This window comes from Collinsella sp. TF06-26 (assembly GCF_002232035.1).
Classification (GTDB): domain Bacteria; phylum Actinomycetota; class Coriobacteriia; order Coriobacteriales; family Coriobacteriaceae; genus Collinsella.
This window is the reverse complement of sequence record NZ_NKXR01000001.1, coordinates 332,600-348,645: the sequence shown is the minus strand read 5'-3', so window position 1 is coordinate 348,645 and position 16,046 is coordinate 332,600. Positions and strand designations below refer to the sequence as shown.

Annotated in this window: 13 protein-coding genes; 3 read left to right on the top strand and 10 right to left on the bottom strand. The window is 52.3% G+C overall.

Going from position 1 to position 16,046, the window contains the following annotated elements:
- Positions 1 to 280: 280 nt before the first annotated feature.
- From CHY22_RS01485 to CHY22_RS01470, 3 genes are all read right to left on the bottom strand, one after another.
- Positions 281 to 601, bottom strand: coding sequence for a hypothetical protein (locus tag CHY22_RS01485; protein WP_089571891.1), 321 nt, complete (start codon positions 599 to 601; stop codon positions 281 to 283).
- 627 nt (positions 602 to 1,228) lie between these two features.
- Positions 1,229 to 1,765, bottom strand: a complete 537-nt coding sequence (locus CHY22_RS01475; protein ID WP_089571889.1) for a hypothetical protein — start codon at positions 1,763 to 1,765, stop codon at positions 1,229 to 1,231.
- A gap of 10 nt (positions 1,766 to 1,775) precedes the next feature.
- The gene (locus CHY22_RS01470) at positions 1,776 to 3,083 is read right to left on the bottom strand and encodes a nucleotidyltransferase (protein WP_089571886.1); all 1,308 of its coding nucleotides are present in this window, start codon (positions 3,081 to 3,083) and stop codon (positions 1,776 to 1,778) included.
- Between the two features lie 628 nt (positions 3,084 to 3,711).
- Here CHY22_RS01470 and CHY22_RS10035 point away from each other — a divergent pair.
- The gene (locus tag CHY22_RS10035) at positions 3,712 to 3,849 is read left to right on the top strand and encodes a hypothetical protein (RefSeq protein WP_158551191.1); all 138 of its coding nucleotides are present in this window, start codon (positions 3,712 to 3,714) and stop codon (positions 3,847 to 3,849) included.
- 102 nt (positions 3,850 to 3,951) lie between these two features.
- Here CHY22_RS10035 and CHY22_RS01465 read toward each other — a convergent pair whose 3' ends face one another.
- Complete coding sequence (locus tag CHY22_RS01465; RefSeq protein WP_089571884.1) at positions 3,952 to 5,652, bottom strand: AIPR family protein; 1,701 nt, start codon at positions 5,650 to 5,652, stop codon at positions 3,952 to 3,954.
- A gap of 327 nt (positions 5,653 to 5,979) precedes the next feature.
- On the opposite strand from CHY22_RS01465, the gene CHY22_RS01460 reads away from it, so the two are divergent.
- Positions 5,980 to 6,213: a hypothetical protein gene (locus CHY22_RS01460; RefSeq protein ID WP_089571882.1), complete on the top strand. Its 234-nt coding sequence runs from the start codon at positions 5,980 to 5,982 to the stop codon at positions 6,211 to 6,213.
- Positions 6,214 to 7,413: 1,200 nt separating this feature from the next.
- On the opposite strand, the gene CHY22_RS01450 is transcribed toward CHY22_RS01460, so the two are convergent.
- Both CHY22_RS01450 and CHY22_RS01445 read right to left on the bottom strand, forming a co-directional pair.
- On the bottom strand, positions 7,414 to 9,630 hold the full coding sequence (locus tag CHY22_RS01450; protein WP_089571877.1) for a hypothetical protein: 2,217 nt from the start codon (positions 9,628 to 9,630) through the stop codon (positions 7,414 to 7,416).
- 209 nt (positions 9,631 to 9,839) lie between these two features.
- Complete coding sequence (locus CHY22_RS01445; protein WP_199408769.1) at positions 9,840 to 10,253, bottom strand: UDP binding domain-containing protein; 414 nt, start codon at positions 10,251 to 10,253, stop codon at positions 9,840 to 9,842.
- A 221-nt stretch (positions 10,254 to 10,474) separates the two neighbouring features.
- Here CHY22_RS01445 and CHY22_RS10115 point away from each other — a divergent pair, with 221 nt between their 5' ends.
- The gene (locus tag CHY22_RS10115) at positions 10,475 to 10,663 is read left to right on the top strand and encodes an ATP-binding protein (RefSeq protein WP_199408770.1); all 189 of its coding nucleotides are present in this window, start codon (positions 10,475 to 10,477) and stop codon (positions 10,661 to 10,663) included.
- Between the two features lie 161 nt (positions 10,664 to 10,824).
- On the opposite strand, the gene CHY22_RS01435 is transcribed toward CHY22_RS10115, so the two are convergent.
- From CHY22_RS01435 to CHY22_RS01415, 4 genes are all read right to left on the bottom strand, one after another.
- Positions 10,825 to 11,700 (bottom strand): hypothetical protein, encoded by an 876-nt coding sequence (locus tag CHY22_RS01435; RefSeq protein ID WP_143759192.1) that lies wholly within the window; start codon positions 11,698 to 11,700, stop codon positions 10,825 to 10,827.
- Positions 11,701 to 11,846: 146 nt separating this feature from the next.
- Positions 11,847 to 12,818 carry a UDP-N-acetylglucosamine 2-epimerase gene (locus CHY22_RS01430; protein WP_281491810.1) on the bottom strand — a complete coding sequence of 324 codons (972 nt, stop codon included), beginning with the start codon at positions 12,816 to 12,818 and terminating at the stop codon, positions 11,847 to 11,849.
- Positions 12,819 to 13,517: 699 nt separating this feature from the next.
- Entirely contained in the window at positions 13,518 to 14,900 is a 1,383-nt protein-coding gene (locus tag CHY22_RS01420) for a Gfo/Idh/MocA family oxidoreductase (RefSeq protein WP_089571873.1), read from the bottom strand.
- Between the two features lie 2 nt (positions 14,901 to 14,902).
- Positions 14,903 to 15,964, bottom strand: a complete 1,062-nt coding sequence (locus CHY22_RS01415; protein WP_089571871.1) for a histidinol-phosphate transaminase — start codon at positions 15,962 to 15,964, stop codon at positions 14,903 to 14,905.
- Positions 15,965 to 16,046 lie beyond the last annotated feature (82 nt).

Sequence of the window (16,046 nt, the reverse complement as noted above, 5' to 3'; positions counted from 1 at the left end):
CGCGAAACAGCTCTCGGTCAATAAGCGAGCAAAGCATCATGGCACAGGGCTTATAGTGCCTCTCGCGGAAGAGCGCGACGGCCTCGAGAAAGTCAACTTTCTTGGTAACACTGCTCTCAAGGCCAGCAATAAGGGCGTCAACATCGAGGAATGAGAGGTAGACGGCATCGGCTTCCCCCAGCGTCGAGGGGCAGTGCGGCGGGGAGTTGTAGGTGAACTGGTTGTTCGTGATTGCCCAGCCATACGAGCCCCAACGCCTCGAATCCTCAAGGATGGCCTCTCAGTCGAGCGAAGCGCCTATCTCCGCTAACTGCTTCATCAAGGAGGCTAGGTTCGAGCAGATGGACTCTCGTAACTCGTCAAGAACACCGAACCAGGAGCTCAGTTGCAAGCTAAGCTGGTCGGCAAAGCTAAAGAGGCCTTCGAGGTTCTTGGTGAATTGCTCGGTCATGGCGCGCACGGAGTCCTGGATCTGTGCAAGGCCTTTGAGGTGCGTGGCGCACGCGGCACAGATGGCGTCCGAAGTGCTAGGAGGAAGCTTTACGATGGCGCCAGAGCCGGCGGCGGTATCGGCAAGCTTTATTCGCTTGACTCTGAGCAAACACCGCCCTGCTGTTCATTAGACAAAGTTAGCTCCTAACACGCGATATCCGAACGAGCCAAACTCGGAAAAACAAAGGGGCTCCGAAGATGATACTCCGGAGCCCCGAATGCTTGTGCTACGCGATTGTTCAAAGGACTTGAGAAACCTCTAACATGCCACTTCTTGCGCAAGGGCAAGAGCTGAGCCTATTGCAAGCCGTATTGTTTGAGAGACGAGTTCGTAGCACCTTCAGCCGTCGCCGTAATGAATGCGAAAGAAATCGTCCTAACGGTCTTTGCAACGAGAGGTTGCCCCCTGTCCCTGGCCGCCTTCTTAATCTTGCCCCACCTCGAATCGTCCTGAATCCTGTCGAGGAAGTCATGGCCTTTCCAGCTCAGCGAGCCGACGCTGAAAGTCCAAATTTCGTCATCCGCGTATTGAACGCTGTAGTGACCAAGGCAAAACTGCTTCGAAAGCGAGTTTGCTGGTATAAGCTATAGCTTCGGCAGAATATCCATCTATCTTGAGATTGATGGGGGCCGAACAGTCATAGTCGTCTAATTTCATGCCAGGATATTGGGGTTTCGTGGCATAAAGATACGGAAAGTGCAGTTTTCGGGGTTCCAAAAACCCTGCAACATCAGCCTATTCCAGGTCGCTCTTTTTGAATGAAGTAGATAGCATCATGAGCAGAACGTCGTTCACTAACCTGCCTCGGAAATTGCAAAGCGCGGTAAATGCGGTTTTGCTAAGGAGCCCCATCTCATCATCGTCGATTCGGCCCTTTTCCGGCGGGCAGTGAACGATAAGGCCGCATCGAGAGCTCTTGCTGTTGATAATCTCTCTAAAGTCATCTTTGTTTAAATATCCGTAAACCACAATCAGCAGGAGCGCATCCTTTACCTTGGATATATGTTTATCCGAAACGCGTTGTATGTTCTTCCTCTTGATCAGACCAGAGTCGGAAAGATCCTCTTCGAGATCGTGGTAGTCCTCGTCATTCGCAACAATCATTATCTTCTTGCCGTACAGCGCAAAGCCAAAGCGCCACGCCGCTTTACCGAGACGCGTGAAGGCTCCGATAACCATTGCGATGACCGACAGGAATCCGATGAATTCGAGCACGAGAGATATGGTTCCTTCAACAGAAAGAATGCCAGAGATTACGTTGTTGATATCCATCGATTAACACCTACTCAACATTGATGAAGAACGGGTTGCTCCAACGGACGCAATAGCCCCTTCGAATTACAAAACATTGAACATAGTGTTTTCCCGTATACGCCGTCTCCTCGCGACGGGAAGTCTTTTCTATGTTTGGGAGCTCGAAACCACCCCTAGGGCAAACCTTCATAGCTTCATCGCCGGTATTCGTGACCTGCCACTTTACCTTGCCATCTTTTACCGGCCCACAGTTCACTCTGTACATGATAGTGGAGCCCTTCGGTATGGGCGCGCCATCGTTTTCGAGTACTCGTATTTCTCCTGAAGGCAATTTGACCGTTGCCGTAATTGTTGCATTTGGCTTACGAGCCTGCATGGGGAAGCCTAACGGTTGCCTGTGCTGAACAGACAATGCGTACTGTTGATTTTTTGACTTAGCTGATGACGTGGTTCCGCACGAAGGGCCTCCCGATGGGAAGTTGTTTCCAAGTATTTGCTTCCAGACACTGTTGCCGGTTCCCTCATCCGCAAGATGCGAGAGGTGCTCGTTGAGTTTGTACACGAACTGGGCGAAATCGTTATAGCAGTACTTTCCGGCAAGGTTGTTTCCCTCTATGGCTGGATCCTCAATGAAGGGAACCTGGTACGAGTCGAGTTCATCAGCGTATGCAACCGCAAGGTTTGCCATTACCTGCATAACGCAATCCTCGATTGACAACCCTGCTTCAGGGAGGTTGTCGGCGATCATCTTCTCAAGGGTGATGCCCTTAGGGAACTTCACCAAACTTGGGCAGTTCTCCCTTCTCCACCACTTCATTATCTTCACTAGAGGCTTGTAATCCCCGTTGAACTCTTTGTTAACCTCAGTCGACCAAGTGAGATGCTCTTTTGGATTCGTCTGCCTCCATTCGCTATCGTCTTTCGAACCGATGTAGAGAAGGCCGTCTTCATCATTGACCAAAGGGACAACATCGAGATGGAAGTTTGCCATGTCAATGCCGATGGAATGCGTTTGCACTCTGACGTTCTTGTAGCACTCGCGCTCACGTATCGCATCCTCGAGCTCGAGCAAGACGCAAAACGGGGAATCGTTGATGGAGTGGTTTGTCTCAACGATGACGTCAATATCGCAGCTGTCAGAATCTTTCTTCGGTCGTATGAAGGTCTGCTTGGCGTATGAACCCGAGAGGTATGTGTCCTTGCATATAGCCCCATAGGTCTCACTTGCCTTAAGATGGTCCCTGAGATTTCGGTGAAGTCGACTCGCTTCATCAATGGTGCTCTTGCTGGGATTGATGTCCTTCAAGAATGATTCAAAGTCTGCGCTATTTGTCATATAACCGCCTTTCCAAACAGATGTTCTAGTGTCTGACATTATAACAACCGTGCTTTAAAAATGTGGTTTTTAGAGCCATTGCTAGGCACAAGATGTTGCGGTCTCATTCCATCCGTACGATTCAGGAGCTGTCTGGCAAGCAGGAGGACAGAATGGAGCCTCAAAGCCTCCTTGAAGTCATTGAGATTCTTGTCGATTTTCGAAACATTTGCGCGCGACGATCGGCTTTGCTGTGCAAGGCCGCGCGGGCGCGATTTAAGCAATATGCTCCACTCGCTCGAGAGGGTTTTGCCCACAAGCGAGATGCCGGAACTCGTCAATGAGCTCGACTCTGTACTACTGAAGCATCCTACATGTCTACAGCAGAATCACGCTGGAAATCGCAAAAACAATGGTGGCTTTTTTAAGGCCGCTATGAGCCAAAGCTGCCAAAGAGCAACAAACTAACTACAAACCATTGGCCTGCAAAAGCCCCGTGCATTGCAGCCAGCAGCGGTCTGCAATGCACGGGCCTGCCGTTGTGCTATGTACGTGAGATTCATACAGTGGTCTACTGCCCCTGTGCCCTGTACATGCCCTCGGTTGCCTCATGGGTGCCGCCCGGACGGGTCCGCCCCCGAGAAGCCGCATGAAGGCGAAGAGGAAGGCGAGCAGAATGGCCTTCCTGCTGCACCTGATTGGAATGGGCATGGGACTGTGCACGCTCGTCGTCTACGCTTGCATCAAGGTTGGGGCTGAAAGCGAAGCGGCTGACTATGCGGGCTGATCAGTGAGCGTCAAACTGTTCGGAACCGAATGGAAAAAGAGAGGCCCTTTGCAAAAAGGACCTCTCTGCTGAAAGCATTCTAGAGAGCAGCCTTGGATTACCTTAAGGTAACTGTAGCGAAATCTTTTCCTTGACTTTGGTTGCCATGGCGTAGGACTTAGCGGTTTTGGATGTTCCGCCAAGGGCCAGATAAACATCCAAAACCATGTCCGCAACTTCTTGAATAATTTCATCCGACAGCTTGTCAAGGTCGAGTTTCTCTATGTCACCGAACGTCAGGTTATCTTTTTTGGACAAGATGGAAGCAACGCCCATTATCACGTAAAATCGTATGTCGCTTATTTGGGACCCTTCTAAGTCTCTCTTAATTTGCGGAAACCTCAAGCAAACCTGTTTTCCAAGGCTAGCGGCTCTGTAGTAAGCCTCAAGGTTGCCATCCTGCCCAAATATTTTCTTATACTGAGCCTCGTCAGACAAAAGCGTCGACGGTCTTGCTCTTGCCTGATCCGGTCTGCCGAGAAGTATCGACATCATGCATTGCGCAAGAAAGGAGAGGGTTACGATCTCCTCCCTCTTCCTCCCCTGGTTTTTGTAATAGTTCTTCCGCCTTTCGTAATACAACCCATTTCTTTTCATGTAGAGTTCGATTTGAATATGGATTTGGTCAGTAGCGCGAAGCGATGTCTTTTTCACCTGAGTTTGGTTGTTCGTCGCCAGTATCACTCTGTTTCTGGTCTCATCGCTTCCGGGCACAAGGATTTTTACCATCACATTTCTGGAATCTTCGGCGTCTTCCGTACGAGACTCCATAAATTTGTATATTTCATATGACGTTTGAAGTCCATTAACGATGCGAGGCTCTTCCATTTTCACTTCTGCTCCTGCTATTTGATAGGCTTCAGAAGCCAGTATCGTTACTCCGTTGTTGAGCCACCAGAAATCGTCTTCGCTAGGATGCTCCAACGTTTCCCTGATTCCTTTGTTGACTGAAACATTTCCCTCGTAATCTCTGACGTTCGCCTCGAAAAGATAGCTACGGAGCTGCCCCTGGTCGTCAGTGAGGAAGCGGTAGTAATCCGACAAAGACACCAGGCCAAAGACGTCCGTTCTCTGAGGAACCGACGCATAGGACCCCGAAAAACGCATAACAAGCCCGCTCTCTGCGGGAGGCGACCAGATGCGCATCAATTCGTCTGCTCCAACTAAAACGCACGAAGAGCTAAATCGGCTTACGCCGACGATTTCGTCAATGGCGGCCGGAAGCTGCTCTTTCTGAATCTTAACGCCGTCCGATGGTGAATCCGCATTCGCGATGTACACGAACTTCATTCGGATTTCGTTTCCGGCCATCGCTGCTGCTTGAATCGCTTCTCTTATTCTTCTAAAAGTATCGATAACACGTTCGGAATATTTATCATTGAATTCATTTAAATTTATACCGAATGTTAGAAGGTCATTACAGGTGTCCTTCCACTTCAAGAACACGTCTTCTTTGAATGATTTTGAAACCTTGGTCTGAAGAATAACTATTTCAACCCTTGATCCACGATTGATGTAGTCTTTAATCTGGACGTCCTCACTCAAGAAATTATTGTTGGCAAAGATGTAGATCGCATCGCAGCCCCCGTCTCGCGACCCTCCAATGAGCCCTTCCGCTATCTCATCGTCGTCAAGGTCGTATGGAGCCATGTATCGAGAAGAGGCCAACAGTTCAAAGTAGTCCCCTTTAGAACTATACTCAGCCTGCTTAGAGAATTCGTCCGAAATGAATCCATCTATCAGAATCTGGCTGTTAGTTGGCATTCTTCCTCCATCCAAAGATGAATAAACTAATGAAATGATATGACTTTTATGATTTTAGTGTAAACACCAAAACAGCCGCGTCTTAACACCCTGATAAGCTTTGGGCAAAACTATCGCAACGCCTTATTCAACAGGAGGTTGCGATGACGCGGGCAAACATAGAACACAGGAACATGTGGGCAGATCACATCGAACGCTGCCTCTCGTCCAGTATGTGTGTGGGACTGGTGTAGGCTCAACCACGTAAGCAGGCCCTGCCTTTACAGGTGGCTGGCCAAGTTCAGGGATGAGGGGCCCGGGCGCTTCCCATGCAGGAATGCCGCCACGATGGATTGGCTCGAGATCGCCAGTTACGGCCTGGCGGATGCAAAGGGCATCGTGCCAGTGGTGAGCAGCGCTTCGGATAGCGCGGTAGCCTCGGCTGCCAAGTGCGGCGATGTCGTTGTGAACTCGTTCACCACCCCCGACCGTGTGCTCATGTCACGACATTCCACCGACATGCGTGCCAGCATTCAGCGCCTTGCTGTCTGTGGTAGCGGAAAACTGAACACTTCGGCTTGACCATTTAGGGCACAAAGGCAGGCACGCCAACCATCACAATCGACTACCTTGGTTGCTGCCTAGAAATATCAACCAGGGAGGTCGGAAAGGTGTGATCAGCATGTCCACGGTTCATTCTATACGGCAGATGAGGAAGCGGGTCGACTCGATATCCGAGAATGCCTGAAAAACGGGCGTGTCGCGTAACACGGTGTACACCAAGCTGAAGAGCCCGACCTCACGCCACCCATCCTGGTGCGCAGGCGGGGCGACAGGTTGCTCAACGCCTACCGGGGTGTGTTTTGCGCACGGCTAGACGAGGGCTCGAGGCAGTGGCGTAAGCATCGCCACACCGCGCGCAGGATATGGCTCGCCTCTGCCCTCGAGGTGGACCGCATGAGCGCGAGCCAAGTGTCGAGGATCTGCGAGTTGTCCGACGCGATCGTTGAGGACATGCAGACCAGGGGCCTCTCTGATACGGCCTTTCCCTACGTCTGGCACGATGCGATCCGCATTAAATGCAGAGATCCGGGCCACGCCTCCTCGTGCGCGATCGTCACCGCCATCGGCGCCTGCTTAGATGGCGGTGACGATCGCTCGGGCTCGATGCCGTTGACACGGAGTCCTATGCCGGATGGTTGACGTTTCTGCGCTCGTTGCGCGAGCGGGGTGTTGAAGGAGTCGTCTGCGTAACCTCCATATCACTCCTTCTCGCACACAGCGCAGATTACCAGGGTGCGCTCATCAACCCAGCTGGAGAGCACCTTGCGGCTCGGGTATCCCATGGCCCCTATCGTGCGCGCCAGACTTTTCCCGTGCCCCGAGTAGTGATCGACCGCATTCCGCTTCTCCTCATCGGAATACCTCGGCCTGCGATGCTCCCCTTCCAGGAACTCATCGCCGCCGAGCTGGTATTCCTTCCGCCGGTTGTGGGGTGTGACACGGCTGGGTTAGCCGAGCTCTGCTATGGTGTCGGCCGTGCTGCATCCGAAACCGGCGAACGTCTCGTTGGCTTTCGCCTTTTGTTCTGCGCTGTAAATCCGTATGATCCTGCCGGTCCTCTTTTGGTCCAGGATTTCCTCCGCAGTTCCAAGGGGCTAGATGGATAAATCAGGCAGGGCCATTACAGCGCTACGTGTTGAAAACTAGGCCAGCGAAGAGAACTTTGTGAAACGTTTTGTGAAGCGCGGCAGGACGAAGCTACCCCTCGGCAGAGGCGTCTCAACCGCCGGCGGGAACGTCGACACAGCTTTCAAGGTAGCTCTTCATGATGTCTTCCAATGTGGGCACGCGCCCTTCGGCCAATATGCCCAAGGCATCCAGCACATCGAATACGGCGGTTGCGTCATCGGCCCCGAGAAGGTCTTTGTTGCACTGGTTCAACCTCGCATCGAGCACAGTATGCCCGCGCCGCGCGGCCACCCTTGCAAGGGCATCGCCATCGGCAATCAGTGGGTGCCTTTGGATTTCGAAAACCAGCCCATACTCTTCGCCGGGCTTTCTGGAATCGAGATCAAACGCGAGTCCGATCTCTTGGACAACGAGCCATGTTTCGGCATATAGCTTCCCCGCCTCATCCAAGAATAGCCTCGTCATAGCGGGCACGAAATCCCCATACCCAAGAAATTTCCCGCAAAGAAGCGTTTTCGACAGGGAAGAGACCTTCGGATAGTGAGACAGCCACGCCCTGCCCTCTCGAGTTTTAAGCAAGGGGCAAACCTCTTCGGGATTTCCAAGCATTTCCGTAAGTATGTAGAACCTGGCACAGAAGGCGGCGGCGGTCCTGTTAATCCGAATGCCGGGCGCGTAATGGCCCATCGGAGTCTCGAAGCCGGCGGCCCTTTCATATGCGGCCCTGCACTCCGCACGCATACCAAGCAAGGCGTAGCACAGGCTCATCTCGAAATAGGGATATCCGAGGGACGGTTGCTTATTGAGCGCGGCGAGGCGCTCTTCGGCAATCGAGAGCTGCAATTTCGCCACCTCGGGTTTGTCGTACAGTGTCAGCCGGGCAAGCTGCCATCGACACTCGAGCGCCGCCATAACCTGCAGGCTTCTCTCAAGGAGGCCTATAGCCTCATCAGTGTACGACACGGCGCGCTCAACGCTCTCTCCAACCATTAAGGCTAGGGCAGCGCGTTCTCGCAGCACTTGGGAGCGCCGCAGAATCGCCTCGGGAGGAAGGCCATCCTCCATCACATCCAAGTCATGCTCCGCGTCCCCATCCTTGAAATACCGCATTACGCTCTCAGCCAAAGTATTTGGGAAGCGGTCATTCACCGCCAAGCCCGAAAGCATCGCACTCAGGTTCTTATGGGCATAGTAGCGTGCATCGGGGTCGCTTACGCACAAAAACCGATCGCATCGAGCGAAGAAATTGAGCACGGGTGCGGGATCGAGCCCGTCGGACCACGCGATTCTGCCCAGGCTCGCCATAGCGACGACGCGCTGTTGCTCGGAAAGGGAGGCATTGCTGAGGGTGTTTTTGACCTCGACCAAATACAGCTTGTTCCTGTCCTCGATACTTGTCCCTATCTGCCTCATGAAAAGAAGCCGCAGATTGAAGAGCTGCCCAAAATCGTTGGGGCCAATCGGAGCAAGCGCCTTTTCGCATTCCTCAATCAACCCCCACCCTTCTTTAACGCCGCCATCAGGCAAGCCGATTTTCGTTTTATTCAATGCTGCGTTCTCAAACAGCAGCAAGAGGAACGACTTATTCCGAACGCCCAGACGCTTAGCTTCGCGATACGTCTTCTTGAACTCGTCGTCGGCGACTTTGAACTGACCGTTCACGACATAGCTAATCGCGCGGTTGTGCCAAAGCTGGACCGTGATGAAAGGGTCTGTCTTGTCGGTTTTCTCGGCCAAGGCGCTTTCGAGCTCCGCTTGCGACCCAGCACGATCGCAAGCGGCGTCCGCGATAATATGGAGGGCGAAATGCCTGAAAGCCGGCTCTAAGTTTTCGTTCTCAAGCATTCTTTTCGCAACGCCGTTGTTTCCCAAGTAGATGTTGCAGAAAATCCTATCCTTGTCGAGGCAGGTGAGCTGCATTCTGGACAGTCGATCACGGTCAACCGAGTTCATCAGCCTGAAGGCAGCTACATAGTCGCATTCGGGAAGAGAGGGATCCGCCTTGTCCACTATGTCATCGAGCTGCTGCGCACACCAAAAATAGTTGACGAGAAGAGCGAACAGACTCAACGCGAGAAAGGGCGATGCCACACCCGCCAACCATAAAAGGCTAAGCTTTACCGATGCAAACAATGCATCGGACGCCAGTGCTGCAACATAGATACCGGCCTTGTAAAACCGCGCCAAAGCCTGCTTACGCAACCACAGCAAAAACAGCCCGACGACAATCGAAAACGCCAGGATAGAATGGGCCGGGTCAGGCCCCGTGACGATATCAATCGCAGCAAGGATATCTTGGAACGCCATAATCCTCCGCTAGACTCGAGTCCAATACTCGTTTGCTATTGTAGCTTGCATTCTGCATTGATCTTCCTTCATGTAGTTTCAAATCGAACACATGTTTTGTTTTTAGGAACAGAGTTACATCAAAGGAGGCCGTATCAGCCAACGCTGATACGGCCTCCCTCTAGATTCGATTTTTGTATATCACCAGATCCTGGGAGTACACCTCTCCCCTAGTCCCTCTTAAACAGATCCCTCGTGTACACCTTGTCCGCAACGTCCGCGAGCTCGTCGCTCCAGCGGTTGGCCACGATCACGTCGCAGCCGGCCTTGAAGGCCTCCAGGTCGTGGGTCACCTCGGAGCCGAAGAACTCCGGCGCGTCCAGCGTGGGCTCGTAGACCACCACGGGCACGCCCTTGGCCTTCACGCGTTTCATGACGCCCTGGATGGAGCTAGCGCGGAAGTTGTCGGAGTTGGACTTCGTCGTCAGGCGGTTGACGTCCGCGACTGGCTTCGGCTTGCCGGCATGCTTGAGATTATTAGTGAGTCCCAGGCCCTTTCGACACCACCTATATTGCGCATCGGCACCGCCGTCCACCCAGCCGAATATTGCCGTTCGGCACCGCCAATAAACGTCCCCGGCCATCCCCGTTACGCTCGGGCTGCCATGCAGTCCAGAGAACGAGGAGGTTCCAAATGGCGAGAAGGATAGGACCAGGGAGGTCCTGAGGCTGAGGTCGGTGAACGGTCTGCCGCAGAACGCGATCGCCCGCACCGCCCGCGTCTCGAAGCACAGTGTCCAGAACGTACTGGTGGCCACGAGGGGGCGAGTGGCTGCTGGACAAGCCGGACACATAGTTCAGGTCGATGCTGCTGGAGCTGATGGAGCTGAGGTACGGCACCGCCTCGACCGTCTTCTGCACGCAGCTCAAGAAGAAGGACTGGCACCCGAGGCTCGGTGGCGGGGTGCATGCCGACGCCATCATGGACAGGATCGTGCACAACGCGGTCTGGGTCGACATGGGCGAGACCAACATGCGGCAGCGCCGCGGATAGGCCGATAGCAATAAAAAGGCACCGGGGGCAGTGTCGGCCCCGGTGCCCAGGCGCGATATCGGCGGTGCCGTTTCGCGATATTCAGCAGTGCTCAAGCGAGCAAATACTCATATTAGAGTTAAATATAGCCTTGCTCTCAACTAGCTATTCGAGTTGTGCGGCTATACCGATGGATGCGATTCTTGGTAAAGCGCAACAACTTCAAGTTGATAAACAGGCTTGCCACTAATCTCCATTATCGCCACTGAATCACATTTAAGTGGTCCAGAATTTAAGGCTGCCACTGACTTTATAAGCGCCTCTTTGCTGGCGGTGTCCATAATTTTGGTAAATACAGTATTTTTCATTAATTGGGTTCCGTCTGGAAACACTCGTTTGATTTGTGCCAAACAGGTCAGATCAATATCTATAATATCCTGCCGAATAGCTTGATATAGATTTTGGTCGGTTATCGTACCAATTACGGCATAAGCTTCGTTTTCCGAAACTATCTCTTCTGCGGAAAATAACTCTTTGGTGACAGCTCCGATTTTTTTCAATGAAGCTGAATTAGCATTGTTTGATCCCTTGAGCTTAGTCCCGCCTACCTCTTGCATTTTTTGGCTGAGCTCAGTTATTTCAATCGCTTCATCAACGAGACCTTTAATGGAATTGATCTTAAGATTGACCGGAATGCAGACAAAGTCTCCAGGTTGAGACATCAAAATCTCTTTTAAGAACTTATGTTGGGACAGCTGCTCGACCACCATGCTCAACATTGAAGTTGTGGTCTGGACCAACTTTGATTCCTTAGAACTCGAATTTCCAGAATTCTTATTAAGCTCCGCTTCGGCTGTTATCCCAAGTTTAAAAATCTTAAAACCAACTCCAGCGCCCCCTCTTTTTGAGGAAGATTTTCCTGAAGACGATTCTTCTTTAATCTCTTCGTATTCAGAAAAGCCCCTATTTAGAATTGCGTAAATATCCAACAGTCTATTTTGGTTTACATAGTATGGGAAAAATACCGAATCTGTTACAGGTAAAGGTTTCTCGTCCATATTCCAAATCCCTTCCGGACGATAATCAAATTGACCTCTTGTAGAACAGAAAGACTACAAGAGGTCAATTAAACAATTATATATAGCTTGTTAACACTGGAAGAAAACCAGGCAGGTTACATATGCCGCACCAAATGTCGGCTGTTCTATAAGCTTTTCCTCCACACCATCTTGTCCACAACGCCGGTGTAGCTCTGGATGATCTTGACCACCTTGGTGGACACGGTCTCGTCGGCGTAGTCGGGAACGGGCGCCTCGGGGAGCGACCCCTCCGCGTCGAGCTCGACGGCCGTATGGACAGCTTGCAGAAGGCCCCTCTCGGAGATGCCTGCAAGCGTGAAGCACGCCTTGTCCAGCGCCTCCGGGCGCTCGGTGGAGGTACGGATGCACACCGCCGGGAACGGGCGGCCGACGCTCGCGAAGAAGCTGGACTCCTCGGGCAGGGTGCAGGAGTCGGAGACCACCGCGAAGGCGTTCATCTGCAGGCAGTTGTAGTCGTGGAACCCCATGGGCTCGTGCATGCGCACGCGCGGGTCCAGCTGGAAGCCGGTGGCCTCTAGGCGCTTGCGGGAGCGCGGGTGGCAGGAGTACAGGATCGGCATGTCGTATTTCTCGGCCAGCGCGTTGACCGCGGTGAACAGGCTCGTGAAGTTCGCCTCGGTGTCGATGTCCTCCTCGCGGTGTGCCGACAGCAACATGTAGCGCCTGGGCTCCAGTCCGAGCTCGGAGAGGATATCGGACGCCTCGATCTTATCAAGGTTGGCGCGCAACACCTCAGCCATGGGCGAGCCCGTGACGTAGGTGCGCTCGGGTGCGCAGCCGGTGTCCTTGAGGTAGCGGCGTGCGTGCTCGGAGTAGGCAAGGTCGACGTCGGAGATCACGTCGACGATGCGTCGGTTGGTCTCCTCGGGCAGGCACTCGTCCTTGCAGCGGTTGCCCGCCTCCATGTGGAAGATGGGGATGTGGAGCCTCTTGGCCGCGATGGCGGAAAGGCAGCTGTTGGTGTCGCCCAGGATGAGAAGCGCGTCGGGCTTTACCTCAACCATGAGCTTATAGCTCGCGGCGATGATGTTGCCCACGGTCTCGCCCAGGTCGGCGCCCACGGCGTCCAGCGACAAGTCGCGGAAGAAGATGCCGTTGAGCGTGTAGTCGTAGTTCTACCCGGTGTGCGCCAGCAGGCAGTCGAAGTGGCGGCGGCACTTCTTGATGACCTCGGACAGGCGGATGACCTCGGGGCGGGTGCCCACGACGATCAGCAGCTTCAGGCGGCCATCATTTTTGAAATGAATATTCTTTTCAATTATCTCCTTTCAGCTAATCGCGTTTAAATAAGTCCCTTGTATAAACCATTTCTGAAACATCTGCGAGCTCGTCGCTCCTGCGGTTGGCGACGATCGCATTGCAGCCGGCCTTGAAGGACTCAAGGCCGTGGTCACCTCGGAGCCGAAGAACTCCGGCGCGCCCAGCGTGGGCCCGTAGACCACCACGGGCACGCCCTTGGCCTTCACACACTTCATGGCGCCCTAGATGGAGCTCGCGTGAGGAATAATGTGGTTTGATTAATCGTAAGACAGTAGGCACTCGCGACCGAGAATTAATCAGAAGCGTCTTAGCTTATGGAGTGGCTGCAAATTGCTTTATATAGAGGAAGGAGCGCATTACATTTAACCAGCGCACTCATTCCTGGTGATTATTTTAATAGCTAGAATTGAGTTTTCGCCAAAGATTCAGAACGCTCTCGCCAGACATCATTGAATGTCCCAAGGGAATACATAGCACTCAACGATATTTTGCCAGCTGAAAAGCTGAAACCATGATTACCTTATAAACTCTAAGTACTTTACGCTCTCGCCGCGTTCGAATTCACCTATAACTTCACAGGTGGCTTTGGTGATATCGCGATCAATGCCGCCTTCGCGGCGAAGTGCCTCTTCACCTGTGGTGCCCTTTTCGACATCGGCGATCATTCTTAGGAAAGAAACCCATTCAAAGCGAATACCTTCACCGTCTAGCTGATAGAAATAGCGTCTGTTATCGGCTGGGTCCTCGTAGCGGATTTCGAAATAATCAGTCTTCCACCAGGGCGCAGGAACATATATGTAGCCCTTTGTGCCCGATACAACTAGACTGCCCTCAGACTTAGCGCCTGAGCCAACCTTTGCTGTTGCCACGGCGTTTGGAAACTCAACGTCAAGCCTCGAGAACTCATCAAAAGTCTTGTCGTTTTTTTCGCACAAGGACGAAATGCGTACCGAGTTAGGTTTAGTACCTAGTATCTGGAAGATTGGCAATAATGCCGTCGGGCCCCATGCCGTCATGCTGCTCCAAGCAGTGTCGCGACGCGTATCAAAAGGAGCACGATTGGTCTTAAGATTGGTTATAGTAGCATCGACTGAAACGACCTCGCCAATACGTCCACCGGTAACCAACAACAGCATGCGTGCGTAGGCGGTTGAATATGCCGTGCGCAGCGAGTCCATCAACACAAGGCCTCGCTCGTCGGCTAATGCGAAAAGCTCGCTGCATTCCTTAGCGCTCTTTGCGATAGGCGCTTCGCACATCACATGCTTGCCGGCATTTAAGGCTCGTTTCACCTGTTCATAATGCCGATCAGGATGCGAGTGAATATACACAATGTCGACCGCATTCAGTAACTTACCGTAATCATCCGTTACAAGCTTGGCTCCAAGTGGACCCTCATCTAGCAAGCTGCGATCTTCAACACAAATACCGACAACCTCGAGACCATTTACCAAACCGCATTCAGCAAAAACGCGATTCATATAGTCGGTATATCCAACTAAACCGCAGCGAAGTTTAACCGAACTTCGGATTTCCGTAGAAGATACACCACTGGTTCGCTCGAGGTACACAACCTTGCAGTACTCATTCAGATAATCGAATTGGCCCTCCCAATCCGATCCCACAGTAAAGATATCGACCCCATAGCGCTTGATGTCGTCGATTTTCTGGCCTTCGTACTCTTCGACAACAATCTTGTTCGCAAGCCCGGTTGAACGCACTGCTGCGATGCGTTCTTCAAGCGATTGTTGAACGTTAATCTTGCCGCGTTGTTTGTCAAAGTCATCCGACGTAACGCCAACGATTAGATAGTCGCCTAAGGCCTTGGCGCGCTCCAACAGGCGGACATGCCCGCGATGGAGATGGTCGTAGGTGCCGTAGGTTATGACCTTAGTCATGTTTAGGCCTTATCCAGCTCAATCAGCGCTTCCATGAATCGCTCCATCGAAAGCTTAGGGCCAGTGGTAACCCTCAGGCAGCTGCCGAAAGTGCCAATACCGTCATACTCTTTAATGAGGATGCCCTTCTCGGCCTTCATGCGGCGAACGATTTCAGAAGCGTCGCTAAACGGCTTAATGAACATGAAATTGCCTTCGCTGCTTCGATATTCATAGCCATTACGGTCAAGTTGCTCAACGAGCCACTGTTTGCCGGCAAGCTGATTCTCGATCATGGAATCGAGCATGCCTTCGGTTTCCATGATTTTCTTTGCAAAGAGCATGGCAAACATATTTACATTGTGGGGAGTATTCAGCTTCTGTACGAGAGCAACTCCCTCAGGCCATCCTGCTACATAGCCTAAACGAGCTCCAGCAAGCGAGAATAGCTTGGAAAAGGTGCGGGTTACAAATACGTGATCATGAGTGAGGGCGTATCCGATGGAAGTCTCGGGGCAGAAATAATGGTATGCCTCATCAACGAGGACGGTAATCTGACGGCGTTCCGCTTCCTCGAAAAAGCGCGTCATCTCGGTCTCGCTCCAGGCATTGCCCATGGGGTTATTCGGATTAACAAGAATTAACAGCTGCGTGTCATCGCTGATTTTGGAGATCACATCATCCACCGTGATAGTTAGGTCATCCCTATAAGGGACCGGCACAAAATTGCGCCCATACATCTTCGAGTAGACCTCGAACATCGCGTAAGATGGTGATACACAAACGATCTCGCCGCTGGGCGCAGTGAAGGCCTCAATGATGTTACGAATGCCCTCGGAAGACCCGTTAACAAGCGAAAGGTGCTCGATGTCCGTACCAAGTCTTTCAGCGAGGAATTCGGTAAACTCAAGTGTCTCCGGGTACTGGGCTACCATTTCGGGTGTCACACCCGAAAGAACTCCGTCGATGAACTCTTGAGATAGCCCCTCGGGGTTCTCGTTCAGGTCAAGTCTGAGGTAACCCTCGCGCTTGTTCTGGTCAAAAATGCGGTGGAGGTTAACTAGCCTCTCGTTGATGTAATACATGAATAAATACCTTTCGCCTTCGATTAAAAATTGTTAAGGACAGTAACGAATGAGCTGCCTGTCGATATTTCCACTTAGGGTT